Genomic DNA, 20,716 nt, shown 5'->3' with positions numbered 1-20,716 from the left:
GCATATTCTGGCCATATGGACAGTGAAGGACAGGGTTCGCGCCGCGTCCCGAGCCGTCCGCAGGAGGAGGAGCCCGTCTGCCCCGCCTGCGGTCGGCCTGTCGGCACGGTCGTCAAACGGCACAAGACGCTCGGGGCCTTCGTGCCCGTCTGGGAGCCGGGGCCGTGCCGTAACCCCGACTGTCCCCTGAATGTCGAGAAGGACGGCGACACATCCGGCGAAGAGGTCGGCGAGACCTGAGCCGGGCGGCGGCCCGGGCCGCCGCCCGCGCGCGAAGAGGCACCTCGTGCACGCGAAGGGGCACCTCGTGCGCGCCGGAGGCGGGCCTACCGCTACAGTCCGCGCATGTCATCGGAGTCGACTGAGGTCTGGGCGGGCTGGTACCGCGACCGGGCCGGCGCGGAAGCGGTCACCATAACCGCGGCCGACGGCCAAGTGCGCACGCGCATCAGAGGTGTTGAGTACGAGGGCGCGACCTTCGCCGCCCTGCGGGCGGAGAGCGGCGGTGGCGTCCTCTCCTCCTGCGTACTGGAGTGGGACATGCCGCTGCCCGTCCATGCGGACGGCGGGGTGCAGCAGGCGACGCTCAGTTGTCTTCTGACACTGGGTGAGCCCGCGCAGGACGGTGCCGGGGCGGTGCGCGCGGAGCTCACGGTGACGCTGCACTGCGGCGGCACCGCGTACGAGGCCGGCGTCGCGGACGGCGATTTCGAGGACGCACTCGGGCGCATCAGGGGCCAGTTGCCGCCCGGCACCGAGCTCGGCGACCGCGCGACGGCCCAGGCCTGACCGGCAGCGGGCGACCGGATGGCGAGGTCCGGGGCCGCCGCACGCGAGGGCGCCCCGCAGCCACGCTGCGGGGCGCCGTTCACCGCGGACCATGGGGGCGTCCGCGGGCCGCTCGGAGGAGGCGTGTGTCAGGAGACGCGGGCGAGGGCGGCGGCGAGGCCGTTCGCCCACAGCTGGTTCACCCGGGAGCGCTCCTGCGCGTTCGGGTACGCGTTCTGGCAGGACGGGCCGGGTCCGCCGCCCGACATCAGCTCGCTGCACGGGCCGGAGTAGTGGTCCGGCAGGCCGAGCACGTGCCCGGTCTCGTGGGCGGTGACGCGGGTGGAGTTGTAGATCTGGTTCTGGCGGTAGTCGAGGAAGATGTAGCCGCGGCCGTGGCCGTCGGTGCTCGCGTACGAGCCGCGCGGGTCGTTGCCCTCGTAGTACGAGAAGTCCGCGCCGGACCCCTCGACCAGCTGGACGTTGCCGACCGAGCTGTTCCATATGCGCGTGCTGCCGGCTATCTGGCTGCGGAAGCTGGGCGCGTTGCTCGCGTTGTACACGACCGTGACGGCCTGCGCGCCGGGGTTCGCGGCACGCTTCTTCGCGACCGACTTCACCACCGCGTCGAAGAAGGCCCGGGTGGCCTTCGCGTCCTCGCCCGAGCCTTCGTAGGCGGCGTACGAGGGGGTGGTGTACGAGGAGGTGGCTGCCGTGGCCGCAGGGGAGTTGGCCGGGGAGGAGGCGGCAGCGGTCGCGGGGACGGCGCCCAGCGCGGCGGTGAGACCGAGGCCGAGGGCGGCCGAGAGTAACGTTCTGGGGTGACGCATGGGGGGCTCCTGCTCGTCCGTCGAACGGAATGCGGTAGGCCGAGTGTCGGGGAGAGGACACCCCGCGGGGATGATGCCAGGGGGCGATAACGCGAACGCATCACCCGCACCGGCCGCACCATGTCCCGATCCGCCCGTCGTGCCCCGACAACGGTGTCTGGTGCGGCAGTTGGGGCCGTCCTAGGCTCGAAGGCATGGAGCTCGAGGTGAGGCACCTGCGTGCGCTGTGCGCCATCGCCGACACCGGCAGCCTGCACAAAGCCGCCCGGCGGCTCGGCGTGAGCCAGCCGTCGCTGACCACGCAGCTGCGCCGTATCGAGAGCTTCCTCGGCGGGCCGCTGTTCTCGCGCGAACGGACCGGCTGCCGCCCGACCCCGCTGGGCCGTTCCGTGCTCAGCCGGGCCCGCCCGCTCGTCTCGGAGATGACCGCGCTCGTCGCCGAGGCGAAGGCCGCGGCCGCACGGGAGGGCGGTCCGCTGCTGCGTATCGGCTCCACCGCCAGCCGGGCGCTGGCCGGCTGGCTGCGGCGGCTCCGCGGCCGGCTGCCGGGCACCGACCTCTCGCTCCACATGGACGTCTCGGCCAACGCGCTGCTGCGCATGGTGGCGTCCGGCCTGCTGGACGTGGCCTTCGTGCACGAGGTGGAGGGCTGTCCGCTGCAGGTGCCCGACGGGCTCGTCGCACGCGTACTGGTCGACCGCGAACCGCAGTTCGTCTCCATGGCCCGTGACCATCCCGCCGCGGCGGCCTCCGTCGTGGAACTGGCCGACCTCGCGCAGGACAACTGGATGGTCGACCCGACGGTGGACGGCGAGTGGGACGGACTGCGCCGGGTGCTGGGCGCCGCCGGGCTCAACCCGCGTGTCCTGCACGGGGACTACCACACGGCCGCGTCCCTGATCGCGGTCGGCGAGGTGGTCGCCCCCTGCCAGCCGACGTCGGGACCGCGCGAGGACATGGCGATCCGCCCGCTGCGCGGTGACCCGCTCGCCGTGCGGCTGCTGCTGTTCTCCCGGCCGGGCGCGCACGAACTGCACGAGGCGGTGTACGCGGACCTGGCTGCGTCCTACCGCGAGGCGGCCCTGCGGGCGGCGGCGTACCGCCAGTGGCTGCTGCACCACAGGAGCCCTCTGCTGCACGGGACCGCGCCGGACCGGACTCCCGTACCCGCGGCCTGAGCCGGCCAGGAGGCCGCGCGCTGCTCGCTGAAACGCGTCTGGTGGTTTCCGGCGCGCCAACCCGCGCGGACAACGGCGGGAACCGGCACGCCCTCGTGCATGATGCCCGCAAGAACGATCATGCACCGTACGGGGCCGGGCCTTGCGAGCGGGACGCGTGGGGGCGCGAGGGGGCGCAGAGCGGGGGAGCGTGATCGGCCGCACACTGCGGCACGTCGGAAGCCCTGACGCCATCCAAGATCACGATGCGTTACGACTGTGTGCGAACAGTGATCACGCCTGGTCGGGCGCCCGTGTGCCCGGCCTTCTTCGGCGTGGATCGCCACCGTACGAATGGAAGTGCCCATCGATGTCGGTCGACACGACACCCACCACCACGAGCCGCGACGGTCAGGGACAGGACGCCGCGCGGGAGCAGCTCAGCCTCAGCACCGCGGCCGCGCGGAACCTGGCGACGACCACCAAGTCCGAACCCCAGATGCAGGAGATCAGCTCGCGCTGGCTGCTGCGCAAGCTGCCGTGGGTCCATGTGCCCGGCGGCTCCTACCGGGTCAACCGCCGCCTGTCGTACGCCGTCGGGGACGGCCGGCTGACCTTCATCAAGAACGGCTCCAAGGTGCGGGTCGTCCCCGCGGAGCTGGCCGAACTGCCGTTGCTGAACAAGTTCGACGACACCACCGCGCTCGGCGCCCTCGCCGACAAGTTCGTCCAGAAGGAATACGAGCCCGGCCAGGTCATCGTGCAGGCGGGCAAGAAGGCCGACCAGGTCTTCCTGATCGCGCACGGCAAGGTCGAGAAGGTCGGCAGCGGCAAGTACGACGACCAGGAGGCCCGGCTCGGCATGCTCGCCGACGGCGACTCGTTCGGCGGTCAGATGCTGGCGGGCGGCAACGGCAAGTGGGAGTTCACCGTCCGCGCGGTGACCACGACCACGGTGCTCGCGCTGTCGCAGGCCGCCTACAAGTCGGTCGCCGACCAGCACGAGGCGCTGCGCGCCCACGTGCAGTCGCTCAGTTCCGACGGTCACAAGCGGACGAACAAGTACGGCGAGGTCGCGATCGACTTCCTCTCCGGCCACGACGGCGAGCCGGACCTGCCCACCACCTTCGTCGACTACGAACTCTCGCCGCGTGAATACGAGTTGAGCGTGGCCCAGACGGTGCTGAAGGTGCACACCAGGGTCGCCGATCTCTACAACCAGCCCATGAACCAGACCGAGCAGCAGCTGCGGCTCACCATCCACGCGCTGCGCGAGGCGCAGGAGCACGAGCTGGTCAACAACCGCGAGTTCGGGCTGCTGCACAACGCGGAGTACAACCAGCGCATCCAGAGTCCGTCGGGCCCGCCGACCCCCGACGACCTCGACGACCTGATCAGCATGCGGCGCGGCACCCAGTTCCTGTTCGCCCACCCGCGCGCGATCGCCGCGTTCGGCAAGGAGTGCAACAAGCGCGGCCTGTACTTCGGCAGCGTGGACGTCGGCGGTCACCAGCTGCCCGCGTGGCGCGGCATCCCGCTCCTGCCCTGCGGCAAGATCCCGGTCACCGAGCAGCACACGTCGTCGATCATCGCCATGCGCACCGGCGAGGACAACGAGGGCGTCATCGGCCTCTACCAGACCGGCATCCCGGACGAGTACGAGCCGGGGCTCAACGTCCGGTTCATGGGCATCGACGAGAAGGCGATCATGTCCTACCTCGTCAGCACCTACTACTCGGCCGCGATCCTCGTCCCCGACGCCATCGGCATCCTCGAGAACGTCGAGGTCCGTCCGCGTGCCTGAGCACCCGCACCCGGCTGCGAAGGAGGGCTGAGGCCATGTCACTGATGTCCCGGGTGCTCGCACCCGCAGCCGGCCACGACATCGCCGGCCTGGTGGGGGCGCTGCTGGCCGATCCGGCGCGGCCCGCACGACGGGAGCTGACAGCGCCCGCGCACCCCGCTGCGCCGCCCGCCCCCGGCGGCCCCACCGGTCTCGGCACCTCGGCGGCCCGTGCCCTCGTCCCGCCCCCGGCTCCGCCCGTTGCCGTACGGCCGCCGCGTCCCGCGCTGCCTCTCCCGGCCGGTCCCACCGGCCTGGGCACGTCGGCGGCGCGGCTCACGGTCCGGGAGCCGGAGCCGGGGTCATCGGCCCCGGCGAGAGGCGCCCCGCGGCAGGACACCGCGCGCGACGGCACCATCGTGCTCCACTGCCCGCCCGCCGTCCGTGACGACCCCGCTCTCGGCGAGGCGGTGAACGAGCGGCTGGTCGCGTGGGCCGAGGAGGTCGGGATCTATCCCGGTCAGCTCGACAAGGTCCGCTCGGCCGACTTCGGGCGCCTCATGATGCTCGCCCACCCCGAGACGGACGACCCCGACCGGCTGCTGGCGGCGGCCAAGTGCGGACTGTCCGAATGGGCCGTCGACGACCACTGCGTCGACGGCGAGGTGGAGGAGGCGCGCCACGACCTGCTCGGACAGCGCCTGGCGATCTGCCACTCGGTGATCGACCAGGCCCAGCTCCCGCTGCGCTACGCACCGCAGCTGGAGGAGGTGGTGCGGAAGGACCCGGTCGCGATGGCGCTCCGCTCCGCGCTGGACAACCTCGCCGGGTACGCGACGACGTCCCAGGTGCGCCGGCTCCGCCACGAACTGGCCATCATGTTCGTCGCGTACAACCAGGAGGCGGTCTGGCACACGAAGGGACAGCGGCCGCCGGTGTGGGAGTACCTGATGCACCGGCACGAGAACAGCTTCGTCCCCTGCATGGTGCTGGTCGACGCCATCGCCGGCTACGAGGTCCCGCAGGCCGAGTTCGCCGACCCGCGGGTGCGCCGCGCGTTCAACCTGGCCGGCACCGCGACCGTGCTCATGAACGACCTGTACTCGATGGGCAAGGAAGATCCCACGGACTTCAGCCTGCCCATGCTCATCGCCGCCGAGGAGCAGTGCTCGATGCAGGAGGCGGTCGAGCGCAGTGTCCTGATCCACGACGAGCTGATGCACACCTACGAGGCGGAGGCCGCCGCCCTCGCCGCCACCGGCTCTCCCGAGCTGCGCCGCTTCCTGACCGGCACGTGGTTCTGGGTGGGCGGCAACCGCGAGTGGCACGCGGGCAGCGCCCGCTACCGCGTCGCCGCCGAGAGCTGAGCACCGCTCCGGCCGGCCGAGCCCGGCGCATCCCCCCTCCGCCAGGGCGTGCCGGGCGGCGGTGCCCGGCCTTCACCCCTTCGTCTTCACCCGATTGAGGAGCAGTCACCATGACCATCACCACGACGACGAGCCCGGCCAAGGACCCCGTTCTGCGGACCGCCTACCAGAAGTCCGTTGCCGAGTACTGGAACACCAACCAGCAGGACCCGGTCAACCTCCGCCTCGGCGAGGTCGACGGCCTCTACCACCACCACTACGGCATCGGCGACTACGACCCCTCCGTCCTCGCCGGACCGGAGAAGACCCGCGAGGAGCGGATCACCCAGGAGCTGCACCGCCTGGAGACCGCCCAGGCCGACGTGCTGCTCGACCACCTCGGCGACATCAAGCCCGGCGACACCCTGATGGACGCCGGCTCGGGTCGCGGCGGCACCAGCATCATGGCCGAGCAGCGGTTCGGCTGCCGGATCGACGGCGTGTCCATCTCCGAGTACCAGGTCGGCTTCGCCAACGAGCAGGCGAAGCTTCGCGGCGTCGACGACCGGGTGAGGTTCCACTTCAAGAACATGCTGGACACCGGCTTCGAGACCGGCTCGCGCAAGGCGATCTGGACGAACGAGACCACGATGTACGTGGACCTGTACGAGCTGTACGCCGAGTTCTCCCGGCTGCTGGAGTTCGGCGGCCGCTACGTCTGCATCACCGGCTGCTCCAACGACCTCACCGGGCTGCGCTCCAAGGCGGTCAGCCGCATCGACGAGCACTACACCTGCAACATCCATCCGCGCAGCGAGTACTTCAAGGCGCTCGCGGCCAACAACCTGACGCCGATCGACGTCGTGGACCTGACCGCGCAGACGATCCCGTACTGGGAGCTGCGCGCCAAGTCGGCGCTGGCGACCGGGATCGAGGAGCCGTTCCTGACGGCGTACAAGGAGGGCAGCTTCCACTACCTGCTCATCGTCGCGGACCGCGTCTGACGCGAGAGGCACAGCAGGGAGCGGCCCGGCCGGTTCACCCGGCCGGGCCGCTCCCTGCTGTGCTCGGCCCGGGTCAGGCCTTCTTGGTCTCCCAGAAGATCTTGTCGATCTGGGCGATGTAGTCCAGGGCCTTCTGGCCCGTCGCCGGGTCCGTGGACGCCTTCGCGGCCGAAAGGGCCTTCAGGGCGTCGTTCACCAGCTGGTGCAGCTCCGGGTACTTCTCGAAGTGCGGGGGCTTGAAGTAGTCGCTCCACAGCACCGAGACGTGGTGCTTGGCGAGCTCCGCGCGCTGCTCCTTGATGACCGTGGCGCGGGCGCGGAAGTGCGGGTCCTCGTTGGCCTGGTACTTCTCCTGGACGGCCTTGACCGACTCCGCCTCGATGCGGGCCTGGGCCGGGTCGTAGACACCGCAGGGCAGGTCGCAGTGGGCGCTGACCTTCACCTTGGGGGCAAACAGGCGGGAGAGCATGGAGCTGTCCTTCCTCGTGATCGTCTTCTCAGGTGGGAGATTACTCCGTGACCGAGGTGTTTTCGCGAGTGCCCCCAGGGGCTTAGGACAAAAGTCCGGGGTCACCATGGGACCGGTGGGCGAACATACGGTGGAGCCGGAGGTGGCCGATGAGTGAGCAGGGGCAGCAGCCGAGGGCGCCGTTCGGCATCGCCGAGGTGACCGGCCGGTCGATGTATCCGACGCTGTGGCACGGCGACCAGCTGCTCGTGCACAACGGCGCCGAGGTGCGTCCGGGACACGTGGCCGTGCTGCGCCACCCGCTCCAGCAGGACCTGCTCATCGTGAAGCGGCTGATCGAGCGGCGCGACGGCGGCTGGTGGGTCCTCGGGGACAATCCGGACGACGAGGTCGTGGACAGCCGCGCGTTCGGCACCGTGCCGGACGAGCTGGTGCTGGCGCGGGTGCGCGTCCGGTACCGGCCGATGCTGCCCGGGCGCCGGCGCACCCCGCTCTACGTGGCGTCCTGGGCGGTCTCCGCGCTGCGGCCCGTGTTCGCCGACCGCTCGGTCTCCAGGCGCTTGCGGGCCCGGTAGGCGGCCACGTTGGCGCGGGTGGCGCAGCGGTCGGAGCAGTAGCGGCGCGAGCGGTTGGTCGAGGTGTCGAGGTAGGCGTTGCGGCAGGGGGCCGCCTGGCACAGGCCGAGGCGGTCGACGCCGTACTCGGTCAGGTGGAAGGCGAGGCCCATCGCCGCGATGGCCGCGTATCCCGCAGTGGCGTTCGACGGGTGGTCGGCGAGGTGCATGTGCCACTTGGGCCGGCCGTCCTCGTCGCGGTGGTCGTGCCCGGAGATCTGCGGGCTGACCGGGAACTCCAGCAGCAGCGAGTTGAGCAGGTCGACCGCCTGGGTCTCCTCGCCCGCGTCCGCCGCGGCGAAGACGGCGCGCAGGCGGGCGCGCACGGAACGGAAGCGGGTGACGTCCGAGTCCGTGGCGCGGCGCGCGGCCTGTGTCGAGGCGCCGAACAGTTCCCGGACGGCCTCGACAGAGGTGAGCGAGTCCTTGCTGCGGCCCGGCTCCTCGGTGTTGACCAGGCGTACGGCATAGTCCGAGTAATAGGCCAGTTCCACTTGTAGTCCTTACCGCGACGGTCTAGTGTCGGCGTAACAGCTGCTGATGCTTCGAGGGTATTACGAACGAGAGGGTTCCGGTGGTGGAGACGAGTACGGGTGCGGGGACGGGTACGGCGGCCGACTGGCGGGCCTGGCAGGAGAGCTGGGACCGGCAGCAGGAGTGGTACATGCCCGACCGCGAGGAGCGGTTCCGGGTGATGCTGGACATGGTCGAGGCCACGGTGGGCCCCGAGGCGAGGGTGCTGGATCTCGCCTGCGGTACGGGAAGTATCACGGACCGGCTGCTGCGGCGGTTCCCGAAGGCGACGAGCACGGGCGTCGACCTCGACCCCGCGCTGCTGACCATCGCCCGGGGCTACTTCGCCGGGGACGAGCGCGTCGCGTTCGTCACCGCCGACCTCAAGGACCCCGACTGGACGGCCGCCCTGCCCCACACCTCGTACGACGCCGTCCTGACGGCGACCGCCCTGCACTGGCTGCACAGCGAGCCGCTCGCCGCGCTCTACGGGCAGATCGGGGGGCTGGTGCGGGACGGCGGCGTGTTCATGAACGCCGACCACATGAAGGACCAGTCGACGCCCCGCATCAACGCGGCCGAGCGCGCCCACCGCCACGCCGGCATGGACCGCGCCCGTGCCGCCGGGGCGCTGGACTGGGCCGACTGGTGGGCACTGGCCGCCAAGGACCCGGTCCTCGCCGAGCCGACCGCGGAGCGCTTCCGCATCTACGGCGAGCACGCCGACGGCGACACCCCGTCCGCCGACTGGCACGCGCGCGCCCTGCGGGATGCGGGCTTCGGTGAGGCGCGGGCGGTGTGGGCGTCCCCGTGCGACGCGCTGGTGCTCGCGCTGAAGTAGGCGCACCGGCACACAGCGAAGGGGCGGTACGGACCTCGTGTCCGTACCGCCCCTTTCCGCGCTCTACAGCACCTTCGACAGGAAGGACTTCGTGCGCTCGTGCTGCGGGTTGCCCAGGACGTCGCGCGGGTGCCCGGACTCGACCACCACGCCGCCGTCCATGAAGACCAGCGAGTCGCCGACCTCACGCGCGAAGCCCATCTCGTGCGTCACGACGATCATCGTCATGCCGTCCTCGGCGAGGCCGCGCATGACGTCGAGGACGTCACCCACCAGCTCCGGGTCGAGGGCCGAGGTCGGCTCGTCGAAGAGCATCAGCTTCGGCTCCATCGCCAGCGCACGGGCGATGGCGACGCGCTGCTGCTGACCGCCGGAGAGCTGCGAGGGGTAGTTCCCGGCCTTGTCCGCCAGTCCGACCCGGTCCAGCAGCCGCTCGGCCCGCTCCCGGGCGACGGCCCTGGTCTCGCCCTTGACCTGGATCGGCGCCTCCATGACGTTGGCGAGCGCGGTCATGTGCGGGAACAGGTTGAAGCGCTGGAAGACCATGCCGATGTCCCGGCGCTGGGCCGCGACCTCGCTGTCCTTCAGCTCGTAGAGCTTGTCGCCCTTCTGCCGGTAGCCGACCAGCTGGCCGTCGACCGACAGCCGGCCGGCGTTGATCTTCTCCAGGTGGTTGATGCACCGCAGGAAGGTGGACTTGCCGGAGCCGGACGGGCCGACCAGACAGAACACCTCGCGCGGGGCGACCTCGAGGTCGATGCCGCGCAGGATGTGCGCGGCGCCGTAGGACTTGTGGACGCCTTCGGCCTTCACCATCGCGGTCATGCCTGGACACCTCCCCTGTTACCGGTGAAGGGCAACAGGTTCCTCTTGACCCGCTGCCACGGAGTGGGCGGCAGCTGCCTCAGCGAACCGCGGGCGTAGTACCGCTCGACGTAGTACTGGCCGATGCTGAACACGCTGGTCAGCGCCAGGTACCAGACCGAGGCCACCAGGAGCGTCTCCATGATGGCGAACGACGTGGAGCCGATGTTCTGAGCGGCGCGCAGCAGCTCGGTGTACTGCACGGCGGACACCAGCGACGAGGTCTTCAGCAGGTTGATGAACTCGTTGCCGGTCGGCGGCACGATCACCCGCATCGCCTGCGGGAGAACGATTCTCCGCATGGTCTTGCCGCTGGACATGCCCAGCGCGTGCGAGGCCTCGGTCTGGCCCTCGTCGACGGACTGGATGCCGGCCCGGACGATCTCGGCCATGTACGCGCCCTCGTTCAGACCCAGGCCGAGCAGCGCGACCATGAACGGGGTCATCACGTCGACCATCTCGTCCTTGTAGAACCCGAGGTTCAGGACGGGGAAGATCAGCGCGAGGTTGAACCACAGCAGGAGCTGCACATACACGGGCGTGCCGCGGAAGAACCAGATGTACAGCCAGGCCACCGCACCGGTCACCGGGTTCTTCGACAGCCGCATGACCGCGAAGACGACGCCCAGGATCAGACCGATCAGCATCGACAGCACGCTGATCAGCAGCGTGCGGCCCATGCCGGTGACGATCCGGTCGTCGAAGATGAGGTCGCCGACCGTCCCCCAGGTGACATCGCCCTGGGAGAACGAGTAGGCCAGCGTGCCCAGCAGGGCCACGACGACGACGCCGCTGACCCAGCGGCCCCAGTGCCTGACCGGAATGGCCTTGATCTGCTCAGGGGGCGTGGAGGACCCCTTGTCGACCGCCGTCGTCGCGGGTGGCCCGTCGGCGGGTGTCTTGTCGAACTTGTCAGTCACAGTGACTGCCCTTCAGTGAACGCTTGAGGCGAGGACGCCGCTTACTTCCCGGCGTTGATGGTCGCCTCGGTCACGGCGCTGTTCTTGACGTCCCACTTCTCCAGGACCTTCGCGTACTCGCCGTTCTTGATGATCGCGTTCAGGGCGTCCTTGATCGCGTCGCGCAGCTGGGTGTTGTCCTTGTCGACGGCGATGCCGAACGGACCGGCCTCGGTCTGGCCGCCCGCGACCTCGAAGTCGTTGCCGCCGCCCGCGGTCTTCGCGATGTGCGCGGAGACGGGGTAGTCGTTGAGGTCGGCGACGGCGCCGCCGGACTTCACACGGGTCTGGGCCTCGGCGTCGGTGTCGAACGCCTCGATCGTGAGCTTGCCCTTGCCGGCCTTCTCGCACTTGGTGGCCTGCTGTTTGAAGGTGTCGTGGTACGTCGTGCCGCGCTGGACGGCCACCTTCTTGCCGCACAGGTCGTCGAGGGACTTGATGTTCTGCGGGTTGCCCTTCTTGACCAGGAGGGAGACGCCGGAGTTGAAGTAGTCGACGAAGTCGACGCCCTCGCCGGTCTTCTTGCCCTTGTCGTCCAGGCCCTGCTGGCGGGCCTTGGTGTCGCTCATGGCGGACATGACGATGTCCTGGCGGCCGGTGTTGAGGGACGAGATCAGACCGTCGAAGGTACCGCTCGTGAACTCGAACTTGACGCCGAGCTCCTTGCCGAGGGCCGCGGCGATGTCGGGGTCGATACCGACGATCTTGCCGCCCTCCTCGTACTCCATCGGGGCGTACGCGGCGTCCGTGCCGACCTTGATCACGCCCGCGTCCTGGATCTTCTTCGGCAGCTTGTCGAACAGCGGGGCGCTCGTGGACTTGGTGCCCTCGGTCTGCGCGGTGTCGGATCCGGAGTTCGTCTGGTCACCGCAGGCGGTGAGCACCAGTGCGCCGGCGACCGCGATCGCACCGGCCGCGGCGATCCGGGACCTGGCGGCAGTCGTACGACGGGTGAAGCGTGCGGTCATGATCGGGGTCCTCCGGCATGTGTAGAGGGGCGTTACGTGCAGCTGTGCACTCATCTTCGAGTGTCGCCAGCTCGTGTGTTTTCGGCATCTTGCCATTCGGACTGCCCCATTCAGGGGGACGCGCATGTCAAAATCGGATAACGGGATACCCCCGAACCTCAGCGGCCCGGCCCATCAAGGCCGGATCTTTCATCGAGAAGCCGCCTTCCGGCCGGAAGATCTCCCGTCGTCTCGTTATTTGGACGGGTGCATGACAGTCGGCGGAGTTGTCCGTTTTGGAGATATGAGTCACGTCACCGCTCCGATACCGACTCGTCCGCGGTGCGGTCTGTCCGGTATGAAGGATCCTTACACCCCTCATCCGGGGCTCAGGGCGCGTTGTGCGGCGCGCCCGCGCGTACGTCACCACCCCTGCCGGGGCGGGCCAACCGCTTGGCGCAGGGGGACGGACGCGGTGCCCGCCCACCCCTCCTCAACCAGGAGCGGCCACCCTCAACTGATGAAGACTTAAGGGGTCTACGAATGGCAGCGGAGATCGTCAATCCTCGCAGCGACAGCGCCAATACGGAGAGTGCCGACGAGCCCTTCGATCCGGCGTTCGCGCTGCACCGCGGCGGCAAGATGGCCGTCCAGGCCACCGTGCCGGTGCGGAACAAGGACGACCTGTCCCTCGCGTACACACCTGGTGTCGCCAAGGTGTGTACCGCTATCGCCGAGCAGCCCGAGCTCGTCCACGACTACACCTGGAAGTCCCAGGTCGTCGCCGTCGTGACGGACGGGACCGCAGTGCTCGGCCTCGGCGACATCGGCCCGGAGGCGTCCCTCCCGGTCATGGAGGGCAAAGCGATCCTCTTCAAGCAGTTCGGCGGCGTGGACGCGGTTCCGATCGCCCTCGCCACCACCGACACGGACGAGATCGTCGAGACCGTCGTGCGCCTCGCGCCGTCCTTCGGGGGAGTGAACCTCGAGGACATCTCGGCGCCGAGGTGCTTCGAGATCGAGCGCAAGCTCCAGGAACGCCTCGACATCCCCGTCTTCCACGACGATCAGCACGGCACCGCGGTGGTCACCCTCGCGGCCCTGCGCAACGCGGCCAAGCTGACCGGACGCGGCCTCGGTGACCTGCGTGCCGTCATCTCCGGCGCGGGCGCGGCCGGTGTGGCCATCGCGAAGTTCCTGCTGGAGGCCGGGCTCGGCGACGTGGCCGTCGCCGACCGCAAGGGCATCGTCAGCCGTGACCGCGACGACCTGACCCCGGTCAAGCGCGAGCTGGCCGAGCTCACCAACCGCGCGGGCCTGTCGGGCTCCCTGGAGACCGCGCTCGCCGGTGCCGACGTCTTCATCGGCGTCTCGGGCGGCACGGTGCCCGAGGAAGCGGTCGCGTCGATGGCCCCGGGCGCGTTCGTGTTCGCCATGGCCAACCCCAACCCGGAGGTCCACCCCGACGTCGCGCACAAGTACGCGGCGGTCGTGGCCACCGGCCGTTCGGACTACCCGAACCAGATCAACAACGTCCTCGCCTTCCCGGGCATCTTCGCGGGCGCGCTCCAGGTGCGGGCCTCCCGCATCACCGAGGGCATGAAGATCGCCGCGGCGAACGCGCTGGCGGACGTCGTCGGTGACGCGCTGTCGGCCGACTACGTGATCCCGTCCCCGTTCGACGAGCGGGTCGCCCCCGCCGTCACCGCGGCGGTCGCGGCCGCCGCGCGGGCGGAAGGTGTCGCCCGGCGCTGACGCGTCACGACGGGCCGCGGCCACCCCGTGCGGGGGCGGGCCGCGGCCCGTCGCGTTTTCCGGCGGCGCGCGCTGGGCCGAACGGGTGGCGCGGGGGCTGCCGCTCCGGCCGCGCGGAGAACGCGCGGAGGTCCCGGGGAACGATCGACTGAGCACGATCGACCGTCGACACACGCTCAAAGCGCCCCGGAGGCAAATCGAGCCTCCAAAAAGGGGGGCGCGTCACACCGGTGCATGGTTCCGCCACGCACCGGCCCGGTCATAGTCTCAAGGTCATGTTCGCCGCCTACGCCGCCCGCATCGACCGCGACCAGCCGCTGAACGGACTCGAACTCGGTGAGCGTCCCGCTCCCGAGGCCCGTCCCGGCTGGACGACCGTGAACGTCAAGGCCGCCTCCCTCAACCACCACGACCTGTGGTCGCTGCGCGGAGTGGGCCTCGGCGAGGACAAGCTGCCGATGATCCTCGGCTGCGACGCCGCCGGCGTCGACGAGGACGGCAACGAGGTCGTCCTCCACTCCGTCATCGGACAGAGCGGCCACGGCGTTGGCCCCGACGAGCCCCGCTCCATCCTCACCGAGCGCTACCAGGGCACGTTCGCCGAGCAGGTCACCGTCCCCTCGTGGAACGTGCTGCCGAAGCCGAAGGAGCTCACCTTCGAGCAGGCCGCCTGCCTGCCGACCGCCTGGCTGACCGCGTACCGGATGCTGTTCACCAACGCGGGCGTCCGGCCGGGGGACTCCGTCCTCGTGCAGGGTGCGGGTGGTGGCGTCGCCACCGCGGCGATCGTGCTCGGCAAGGCGGCCGGACTGCGGGTGTACGCCACCAGCCGGGACGAGGCCAAGCGCAAGCGGGCGGTCGAACTCGGCGCGGAGGAGGCGTACGAGCCGGGCGCGCGGCTGCCCCGCCGTGTGGATGCCGTCATCGAGACGGTCGGCGCGGCCACCTGGTCCCACTCGGTCAAGTCGCTGCGGCCCGGCGGCACGCTGGTGATCTCCGGCGCGACGAGCGGCGACCGGCCCTCGCACGCCGAGCTGACCCGGATCTTCTTCCTGGAGCTGAAGATCGTCGGCTCGACGATGGGCTCCAAGGACGAGCTGGAGGACCTGCTGTCGTTCTGCGCGGCGACCGGCGTGCGTCCGGTGATCGACCAGGTGCTGCCGCTCGACCGGGCCCGCGAGGGCTTCGAGAAGCTGGCCTCCGGCGACCTGTTCGGGAAGATCGTCCTGACCAATCCGTGACGACCTCTTGATGGTCCGTCAGTTCTGCTGATGGGATCTCCGGCACTGCCGACCGACCGTGCCGGAGGTCCCATGTACCGCCGTCTGCTCGCCGCCCTCGTCTGCGCCGCCGTACTGTCCACGGGAACCGCCCAGGCGCGGAGCGCCGGCGACCCGGCCGCACCCCCGGACATACCCCGGCTCACGGACGACCGGGGCCGCGCCGTGACCCTGCGCGGCTGGAACGTCGAGGACAAGACCCATCGCGGCGAGGCCGCCCTGTCCGCGATCACCGAACGCCACTTCCGCGACCTGCGCGCCCAGGGCTTCAACTTCGCGCGGCTGCTGGTCTTCTGGGACGACCTGGAGCCCGAGCGGGGGCGCTACAGCGAGGCGTACCTCCTCAAGATCGAGCGCATCCTCGGCTGGGCGCACCGGCACCGCGTCCAGGTCCTGATCGACGCCCACCAGGACGTCTTCGGGCCCGCCTTCGGGCACCGCGGTGTCCCCCAGTGGGCGACGCGCACCGACGGGCTGCCGTTCACCCCGCACCCCGACGACTGGTTCGCCGAATACTTCGAGCCCGCCGTCCAGCGCGCATTCACCCACCTCTACGAGGACCCCGACCTGCGGCGCGCGCAGGCCGACATGTGGCGGGTGCTCGCCGGGCGCCTCGCGGACCATCCGGCCGTCCTCGGCTACGACCTGATCAACGAACCGATGGGGGAGATCGCGCCGGGCGAGGACCTGCCGGCGGCTGCCCGGCGCATCGAGCGCGAGCAGCTCACCCCGATGTACAACCGCCTCGCGGACGCCGTCCGTTCCGTCGACGACGACACCTGGATCTTCTTCGAACCGACCCCCATCGTGGGCGAGGGCGTCCCCACCGGCCTGGGCCGGATCGACGACCCCAGGGCCGTCTACGCCCCCCACTTCTACAACACCGCGATGGAGGCGGGCGCCGACTACGACCCGTCGGCCGGCTGGATCGAGGCGTACGAGTCGGCCGTGACCGTCTACCCGCGGCAGTACCGCGTCCCCGTCGTGGTGGGGGAGTGGGGCCCGCTCAACAACGCCCTGCCGAACATGGGCCGTTTCTACCGCGACGCACTCGAGTCCCTGAACCGCTACGGCTCCGGCTGGGCGGGCTACGTCTGGTGCTACGGCGGCGGGTACTGCGCCGTGGACGGTGATGGACGCTTCCGCACCAACAAGGAGCAGACAGCGGCCCCCTACGCCCCCGCCGTCGCCGGCCGGATCACCGCCGAGACGTACGAGCCGGCCACCGCGGCCTACCGGCTGGCGTACCGGGCGAAGGGCGGTGTCACCGAGATCTCCGTGCCGCCCCGGCCCGGCGGCTGGCGCATCGAGCTCACCGGACCCGCCAGGACCGACGCACCCGAGCTGCCCGCGGAGCGCGCGGCGACCGCACGCGTGCACGCACGGCCCGGCGCACACGTCACCGTCTCGGTCACTCCACGCGCCCCGCGATGAACCCCCGCGCCGATCGGGTGCGCCGGGTGACGATTGCGCACCGGAGGTGTGGGGCACGAGCCTTGACACTCACGTGACCGCACGTGCAGGGGGAGGAGAACATGTCGACGGGGGACCAGCAGAGCCGTGTTCCGGCCTATCCGGGCGTCGAGAAATTCGTGGACGCCTTCGACAAACTGGTGGTGCAGCCGCGCCGCAGCCGCAGCCGCGTCCCGGTCGTGCTGCTGAGCGAGCCGGGAGACGGCCGTGCCGGACGACGGATCGTCGCCGGCTTACGGTCCCGGCTGCGCGGGCGCGAGGGCAGGCTCGCCCCGCACGCCTGCCTGGACGGGGCCACCGCGGACCCGGCCGCGCCGCCGCTCGACCTCTTCGAGCAGATCGCCTACCAGTTGGACGCGACCATGCCGCCGGGCACGGGACGGCTGCGCCTGCCGTCCTACCGGCTGCTGCGGGCTGTCGTCACCGCGCCCGCCGTCGAGGGCCTGATGGAGCGTCGGCCCGGCGAGCTGCGCGACCACTGCTACGCCGAGCACCGCCAGGTCTCCGCGCTCGCCCGGGGCCTGTGGTGGCTGGGCGGCCGCGACCAGGCCAACGGCGGCACCCTGCTCGAACTGCTGTGGAACTTCGTCGCGGGACCGCTCTTCCAGCGGCTGCCGCGCGCCCTGTACGGCAGGCGGGCGGGCCGCCGGATGCTCGGAAGGAGCGGGTCCGGAGGCCGCCGCTGGTATGCGGAGTGGGTGCGCCAACAGCAGGGCACGCCGCCGACCGACTTCTTCCGCTCGGCCCTGGACCTGGTCGGCGGCGGCCCGGACGGCGACCCCGAGCAGCTCGACCGGATCCTGGTGCACGCCCTGCTCGCCGACCTGGAGTCCGCCGCCCGCAAGCGGCTGTTCAACCCGTGGCGCCGCCGGCGCGTCAGCCGCTTCGTGCTGCTGGTGGAGGAGGCGGGTCCGGCCGAGTCGCGCGTCCAGCGCTTCCTGCGGGAACTGCGCGCCGCCATGGAGGACCTGCGCTGCACCTCGGTGGTCGCGGTGGCCGCCGGCGTGCGCACGCTCGCCAGCCGTATCCCCGACATCGAGGTCCCGGGGCTGTCCGCCGCCGGCGCCGACCTGGCCAACATCGCCCAGCGCGGCACCCCGCCGGGGCGGCCCTCCGGGATGGTGGTGCCGGTCTCCGAAGAGCCCGAGGACGACCAGGCCGCCACCTACTGGCTGGGCCGCTGGCCGACCCTCGCCCCGCCCGCGACGCGCTGGGGGCCCGGTACGGACGTTGCCGTGGCCGCCACCGGGGGCGTGCTCGCCCTCGCGGCCGTCGCGGGTCTCGTCGCCGGGGTCCCGTTCACCAGTGTCGGCCCCGACCCGTGCTTCGGCTCCACGTTCCTCGGCACGGACGGGCAGTGCGTCGGCGTCGCGGAAGGCGCCGCGTCGTTCGGCACCGGTGACAGCGAGCGGGCCGTACGGGACGTCCTGCAGCGCATCGAGCGGCAGAACAAGGAGGTCGAGGCGGAGCTCGCCGGGCGGGACGGCGACGACCCGCGGCCGGACGCCCGCACCGTCGTCTACTTCGGCCCGCTCAGCGGCGGCAAGGACGCCGAGGACCCCGTCCGCGGCGGCACCCTCGCCGAACTGCGCGGTCTGGCGCTCGCCCAGGCGTACGCGAACGGCCAGGCGCTGCGCTCCGGGGAGCGCGTCCCGCTGCGCGTCCTCGCCGCCAACGCCGGCGACCGCTTCAAGGACGCCCCGGCCGTGGCCCACCGGATCGTCGAACTCGCCGACAGGGACCGCTCGATCGTCGGTGTCGTCGGCTTCGGCCAGAGCCGCCGCCGTACGTACGAGGCGATGCGCATCTTCGACGACGCGGGCCTGCCGATGGTCGGCACCTCGGGCACCGCCGACGAACTGCTGCGCCAGGGCGGGCACTACTACCAGACCGCGCCGACCGACACCCGCGCCGGGCAGGTGATGGCGGCGTTCGCCGAGCACGCCCCCATGGTGGACGGGAAGCCCGCGGTGCGGGTGCGGCTGGTCGCCGACCCCGCGGACGCGTACAGCGCGAGCCTCGCGTCGGCGTTCCGGGCGGCGTACGGCGAGGAGCGGTCCGAGTCGCTCCTCTACACGCCGACGGACGCGCCCGAACCCACGCCGCTGCCCGGGTCCACGGCGGGGACCCCGGTCGCGGCGGTGGAGGACCTGGCGCGCGAGGTGTGCCGTGCGGTGGCCGAGGAGCCGCGTACGGCCGTGGTGTGGGCCGGCCGGGGCAGCCATTTCCAGCTGTTCCTCGGTGAGTTGAGCCGTGACGCGCGCGACTGCCCGAAGGTGAGTGTGCTCGGCGGCGACGACGTCACCAACGCCCTGACGGAGGAGCGGCGGCCCTGGGAGGTCTTCGCCGGACTGACCCTGTACTACGTCTCGCACGGCCGCGCCCCGGCACTCGCCGAGGTCAGCGGGGAGGCGGCGGCCTTCCTCACGGCGTACGACCGCACGTACGCCAAGGACCACGGCACCCGTACGGGCGCGATGCGGCAGGACGCCCATGTGGCGCTCGCCTGGGACGCGATGCGCTACCTCGCGGAGGGCGTCGACCAGGCGTGGCGGGGCACCGGCGGTCACGACGAGCGCCTCGACCGCAGGCTGCTCCAGGCGGTCCTCTACCAGGGGCTCGGCGGCGGGGGCTTCGACGGTGCCACCGGGCGGATCGACGCGCACGGGGCGGCGGGCGGCGGCCGGGTGAGCGAGAAGAAGCTGATAGCGGTCGAGCGCGGCGGCGCGAAGGGGGCGCAGACGGTGCTGCTGTGCGGGACGGTCGGGCGCGGTGACGTGCGCCGGACCTGGGGACCGGAGCAGCACCCCTGCCCCTGACGGCACGCGGGGCCGGACAGCCATCCGGCCCCTGATCGCCGCGTCAGGGGGTGTCCGGGGGGTCTTGGTCGGGGCCACGACGCTCCCCCAGCGCTTCGCCTGGGGGCACCCCCAGGCGACGGCACGTCGCCGCGTTGCCGAAATGACCTCATGGCTCCGCTATGAGGTCACTCCGGCGCCTTGCGATGCTTCCCCTCGGCCCCTGCGGGCCTGGGGAGAGACTCCACCCCCTCGGCCCTGCGGGCCTGGGGAGACCCCATGCGCCAGACACCGCGTCCTGTCCGGCCCTGATCCACCGGACGCCCCCTATTCCTTCGGGCCGCGCAGCAGGGCGACGATGTGCGCGGCCGCCGTCGACAGATGCCGGCGGGCCTCGCCCAGCTGCTCCCGCGTCACGCCGTGGTCGCGTGCCGCGTCCCGTACGTCGTCCCGGAAGCGGTCGAGGAGCCGTTCGAGATCACGTGCCGGGTCGGTCGAGTCCTGGGCGTCCACGGTGTCCTTCGCCCAGCCGGGGTCGGTACCGGCCGCATCCGGTTTCACGTACGGCGGCCAGGCCGTGCCCCGCGCCAGGCCGCCGAGCTGACCGGCCAGCTCCGACAGGCCCTCGCGCACGCCGGTCGGCCAGTCGCCCCGCGCGAAATGGTCCTGGACCTGTTCCTGCACCTGCTGGGCGATGCGCTGCATCTCGGCGCGGGCGGTCTCGGTCGCCTCCTGCGCCTGGCGGTGCGCCTGCTTGGCGTCCTCGCGCGCCCGGCGCGACTCGTCCTTGGCGCGCTGCGCCTGCTCCTTCCACTCCTGCTTGGCGCGGCGCAGCTCCTCCTTCGCCGCCCGCCAGGACTCCTTGTCGGTGAGGTCGCCGACGTCACCGGGGCCCTTGGTGCCCTGCGCGCGCCGTGCGCCGGACGTGCGGGTCTCGGTGGCCGCGGCCCGCATCTCGCTGCGCAGCCTGCCCGCCGCGCCGCGCACGTCGTCGCGGATCTCCGCGGCCAGTTCGGAGACGGACTCGCGGATCTCCAGCTCCAGATCGGCCAGTTCCCCGCTGCGCCCGGCGAGCTCGGCCCGGCCCGCGTCGGTGATCGAGTACACCTTGCGGCCGCCCTCGGTGGCGTGGGTGACCAGGCCCTCCGCCTCCAGTTTGGCCAGCCGCGGGTAGACGGTGCCGGCGCTCGGCGCGTACAGGCCGTGGAAACGCTCCTCCAGGAGGCGGATCACCTCGTAGCCGTGGCGCGGAGCCTCGTCCAGCAGCTTCAGCAGGTAGAGCCGCAGGCGGCCGTGGGCGAATACGGGGGGCATG

Annotated in this window: 19 protein-coding genes; 12 read left to right on the top strand and 7 right to left on the bottom strand. The window is 71.4% G+C overall.

Features of this window, described 5'->3' with window-relative positions:
- Positions 1-15: 15 nt before the first annotated feature.
- Together ACF08N_RS18370 and ACF08N_RS18365 are read left to right on the top strand one after the other, a co-directional pair.
- A complete protein-coding gene (locus ACF08N_RS18370) occupies positions 16-240 on the top strand; it encodes a hypothetical protein (RefSeq protein WP_392325651.1) in 225 nt (74 codons plus the stop codon).
- 105 nt (positions 241-345) lie between these two features.
- Entirely contained in the window at positions 346-789 is a 444-nt protein-coding gene (locus ACF08N_RS18365) for a DUF6304 family protein (protein WP_392325650.1), read from the top strand.
- Between the two features lie 128 nt (positions 790-917).
- On the opposite strand, the gene snpA is transcribed toward ACF08N_RS18365, so the two are convergent.
- Complete coding sequence (gene snpA, locus ACF08N_RS18360; protein WP_392325649.1) at positions 918-1,598, bottom strand: snapalysin; 681 nt, start codon at positions 1,596-1,598, stop codon at positions 918-920.
- Positions 1,599-1,792: 194 nt separating this feature from the next.
- On the opposite strand from snpA, the gene ACF08N_RS18355 reads away from it, so the two are divergent.
- The 4 genes from ACF08N_RS18355 (at position 1,793) to ACF08N_RS18340 (ending at position 6,888) form a co-directional block, all read left to right on the top strand.
- Complete coding sequence (locus ACF08N_RS18355; RefSeq protein WP_392325648.1) at positions 1,793-2,776, top strand: LysR family transcriptional regulator; 984 nt, start codon at positions 1,793-1,795, stop codon at positions 2,774-2,776.
- A 349-nt stretch (positions 2,777-3,125) separates the two neighbouring features.
- Positions 3,126-4,559, top strand: coding sequence for a family 2B encapsulin nanocompartment shell protein (locus ACF08N_RS18350; RefSeq protein ID WP_392325647.1), 1,434 nt, complete (start codon positions 3,126-3,128; stop codon positions 4,557-4,559).
- 35 nt (positions 4,560-4,594) lie between these two features.
- Positions 4,595-5,905, top strand: coding sequence for a family 2 encapsulin nanocompartment cargo protein terpene cyclase (locus ACF08N_RS18345; protein ID WP_392325646.1), 1,311 nt, complete (start codon positions 4,595-4,597; stop codon positions 5,903-5,905).
- A 110-nt stretch (positions 5,906-6,015) separates the two neighbouring features.
- Positions 6,016-6,888, top strand: coding sequence for a geranyl diphosphate 2-C-methyltransferase (locus ACF08N_RS18340; RefSeq protein WP_392325645.1), 873 nt, complete (start codon positions 6,016-6,018; stop codon positions 6,886-6,888).
- A 73-nt stretch (positions 6,889-6,961) separates the two neighbouring features.
- On the opposite strand, the gene sodN is transcribed toward ACF08N_RS18340, so the two are convergent.
- Positions 6,962-7,357, bottom strand: coding sequence for a superoxide dismutase, Ni (gene sodN, locus ACF08N_RS18335; protein WP_089511141.1), 396 nt, complete (start codon positions 7,355-7,357; stop codon positions 6,962-6,964).
- A gap of 149 nt (positions 7,358-7,506) precedes the next feature.
- On the opposite strand from sodN, the gene sodX reads away from it, so the two are divergent.
- The gene (gene sodX, locus ACF08N_RS18330; protein ID WP_392325644.1) at positions 7,507-7,932 is read left to right on the top strand and encodes a nickel-type superoxide dismutase maturation protease; all 426 of its coding nucleotides are present in this window, start codon (positions 7,507-7,509) and stop codon (positions 7,930-7,932) included.
- Here the strand turns inward: sodX and ACF08N_RS18325 are convergent.
- Positions 7,851-8,465 carry a CGNR zinc finger domain-containing protein gene (locus ACF08N_RS18325; protein ID WP_392325643.1) on the bottom strand — a complete coding sequence of 205 codons (615 nt, stop codon included), beginning with the start codon at positions 8,463-8,465 and terminating at the stop codon, positions 7,851-7,853. The genes sodX and ACF08N_RS18325 overlap by 82 nt on opposite strands.
- A gap of 80 nt (positions 8,466-8,545) precedes the next feature.
- Between ACF08N_RS18325 and ACF08N_RS18320 the strand changes: the two genes are divergently transcribed.
- Positions 8,546-9,325 (top strand): class I SAM-dependent methyltransferase, encoded by a 780-nt coding sequence (locus ACF08N_RS18320; protein ID WP_392325642.1) that lies wholly within the window; start codon positions 8,546-8,548, stop codon positions 9,323-9,325.
- 63 nt (positions 9,326-9,388) lie between these two features.
- Here ACF08N_RS18320 and ACF08N_RS18315 read toward each other — a convergent pair whose 3' ends face one another.
- Genes ACF08N_RS18315 through ACF08N_RS18305 form a run of 3 tightly spaced genes read right to left on the bottom strand, consistent with a single transcriptional unit; the run spans position 9,389 to position 12,116 of the window.
- Positions 9,389-10,141: an amino acid ABC transporter ATP-binding protein gene (locus tag ACF08N_RS18315; RefSeq protein ID WP_392325703.1), complete on the bottom strand. Its 753-nt coding sequence runs from the start codon at positions 10,139-10,141 to the stop codon at positions 9,389-9,391.
- Between the two features lie 5 nt (positions 10,142-10,146).
- The gene (locus tag ACF08N_RS18310; protein ID WP_392325641.1) at positions 10,147-11,109 is read right to left on the bottom strand and encodes an amino acid ABC transporter permease; all 963 of its coding nucleotides are present in this window, start codon (positions 11,107-11,109) and stop codon (positions 10,147-10,149) included.
- Positions 11,110-11,150: 41 nt separating this feature from the next.
- A complete protein-coding gene (locus ACF08N_RS18305) occupies positions 11,151-12,116 on the bottom strand; it encodes an ABC transporter substrate-binding protein (RefSeq protein WP_392325640.1) in 966 nt (321 codons plus the stop codon).
- A 522-nt stretch (positions 12,117-12,638) separates the two neighbouring features.
- On the opposite strand from ACF08N_RS18305, the gene ACF08N_RS18300 reads away from it, so the two are divergent.
- From ACF08N_RS18300 to ACF08N_RS18285, 4 genes are all read left to right on the top strand, one after another.
- A complete protein-coding gene (locus ACF08N_RS18300) occupies positions 12,639-13,850 on the top strand; it encodes an NADP-dependent malic enzyme (RefSeq protein ID WP_392325639.1) in 1,212 nt (403 codons plus the stop codon).
- A gap of 275 nt (positions 13,851-14,125) precedes the next feature.
- Positions 14,126-15,091, top strand: a complete 966-nt coding sequence (locus tag ACF08N_RS18295; protein WP_392325638.1) for a zinc-binding dehydrogenase — start codon at positions 14,126-14,128, stop codon at positions 15,089-15,091.
- A 72-nt stretch (positions 15,092-15,163) separates the two neighbouring features.
- Complete coding sequence (locus ACF08N_RS18290) at positions 15,164-16,564, top strand: cellulase family glycosylhydrolase (RefSeq protein WP_392325637.1); 1,401 nt, start codon at positions 15,164-15,166, stop codon at positions 16,562-16,564.
- 101 nt (positions 16,565-16,665) lie between these two features.
- Entirely contained in the window at positions 16,666-19,422 is a 2,757-nt protein-coding gene (locus tag ACF08N_RS18285; protein ID WP_392325636.1) for an ABC transporter substrate-binding protein, read from the top strand.
- 306 nt (positions 19,423-19,728) lie between these two features.
- Here ACF08N_RS18285 and ACF08N_RS18280 read toward each other — a convergent pair whose 3' ends face one another.
- A complete protein-coding gene (locus ACF08N_RS18280) occupies positions 19,729-20,715 on the bottom strand; it encodes a helix-turn-helix transcriptional regulator (protein WP_392325635.1) in 987 nt (328 codons plus the stop codon).
- Position 20,716: the final 1 nt, after the last annotated feature.

It is taken from the genome of Streptomyces sp. NPDC015127, from assembly GCF_043080095.1.
Taxonomy (GTDB): Bacteria; Actinomycetota; Actinomycetes; order Streptomycetales; family Streptomycetaceae; genus Streptomyces.
Note: the sequence above shows the minus strand (reverse complement) of the source record. Positions and strands in the feature narration are given on the sequence as shown.

What these genes read in the sequence shown, in the direction of transcription:
- ACF08N_RS18370 (WP_392325651.1), top strand. Translation starts at nt 16, where the DNA reads ATGGACAGTGAAGGACAGGGTTCGCGCCGCGTCCCGAGCCGTCCGCAG.
- ACF08N_RS18365 (WP_392325650.1), top strand. Translation starts at nt 346, where the DNA reads ATGTCATCGGAGTCGACTGAGGTCTGGGCGGGCTGGTACCGCGACCGG.
- snpA (WP_392325649.1), bottom strand. Translation starts at nt 1,598, where the DNA reads ATGCGTCACCCCAGAACGTTACTCTCGGCCGCCCTCGGCCTCGGTCTC.
- ACF08N_RS18355 (WP_392325648.1), top strand. Translation starts at nt 1,793, where the DNA reads ATGGAGCTCGAGGTGAGGCACCTGCGTGCGCTGTGCGCCATCGCCGAC.
- ACF08N_RS18350 (WP_392325647.1), top strand. Translation starts at nt 3,126, where the DNA reads ATGTCGGTCGACACGACACCCACCACCACGAGCCGCGACGGTCAGGGA.
- ACF08N_RS18345 (WP_392325646.1), top strand. Translation starts at nt 4,595, where the DNA reads ATGTCACTGATGTCCCGGGTGCTCGCACCCGCAGCCGGCCACGACATC.
- ACF08N_RS18340 (WP_392325645.1), top strand. Translation starts at nt 6,016, where the DNA reads ATGACCATCACCACGACGACGAGCCCGGCCAAGGACCCCGTTCTGCGG.
- sodN (WP_089511141.1), bottom strand. Translation starts at nt 7,357, where the DNA reads ATGCTCTCCCGCCTGTTTGCCCCCAAGGTGAAGGTCAGCGCCCACTGC.
- sodX (WP_392325644.1), top strand. Translation starts at nt 7,507, where the DNA reads ATGAGTGAGCAGGGGCAGCAGCCGAGGGCGCCGTTCGGCATCGCCGAG.
- ACF08N_RS18315 (WP_392325703.1), bottom strand. Translation starts at nt 10,141, where the DNA reads ATGGTGAAGGCCGAAGGCGTCCACAAGTCCTACGGCGCCGCGCACATC.
- ACF08N_RS18305 (WP_392325640.1), bottom strand. Translation starts at nt 12,116, where the DNA reads ATGACCGCACGCTTCACCCGTCGTACGACTGCCGCCAGGTCCCGGATC.
- ACF08N_RS18300 (WP_392325639.1), top strand. Translation starts at nt 12,639, where the DNA reads ATGGCAGCGGAGATCGTCAATCCTCGCAGCGACAGCGCCAATACGGAG.
- ACF08N_RS18295 (WP_392325638.1), top strand. Translation starts at nt 14,126, where the DNA reads ATGTTCGCCGCCTACGCCGCCCGCATCGACCGCGACCAGCCGCTGAAC.
- ACF08N_RS18290 (WP_392325637.1), top strand. Translation starts at nt 15,164, where the DNA reads ATGTACCGCCGTCTGCTCGCCGCCCTCGTCTGCGCCGCCGTACTGTCC.
- ACF08N_RS18285 (WP_392325636.1), top strand. Translation starts at nt 16,666, where the DNA reads ATGTCGACGGGGGACCAGCAGAGCCGTGTTCCGGCCTATCCGGGCGTC.
- ACF08N_RS18280 (WP_392325635.1), bottom strand. Translation starts at nt 20,715, where the DNA reads ATGCCCCCCGTATTCGCCCACGGCCGCCTGCGGCTCTACCTGCTGAAG.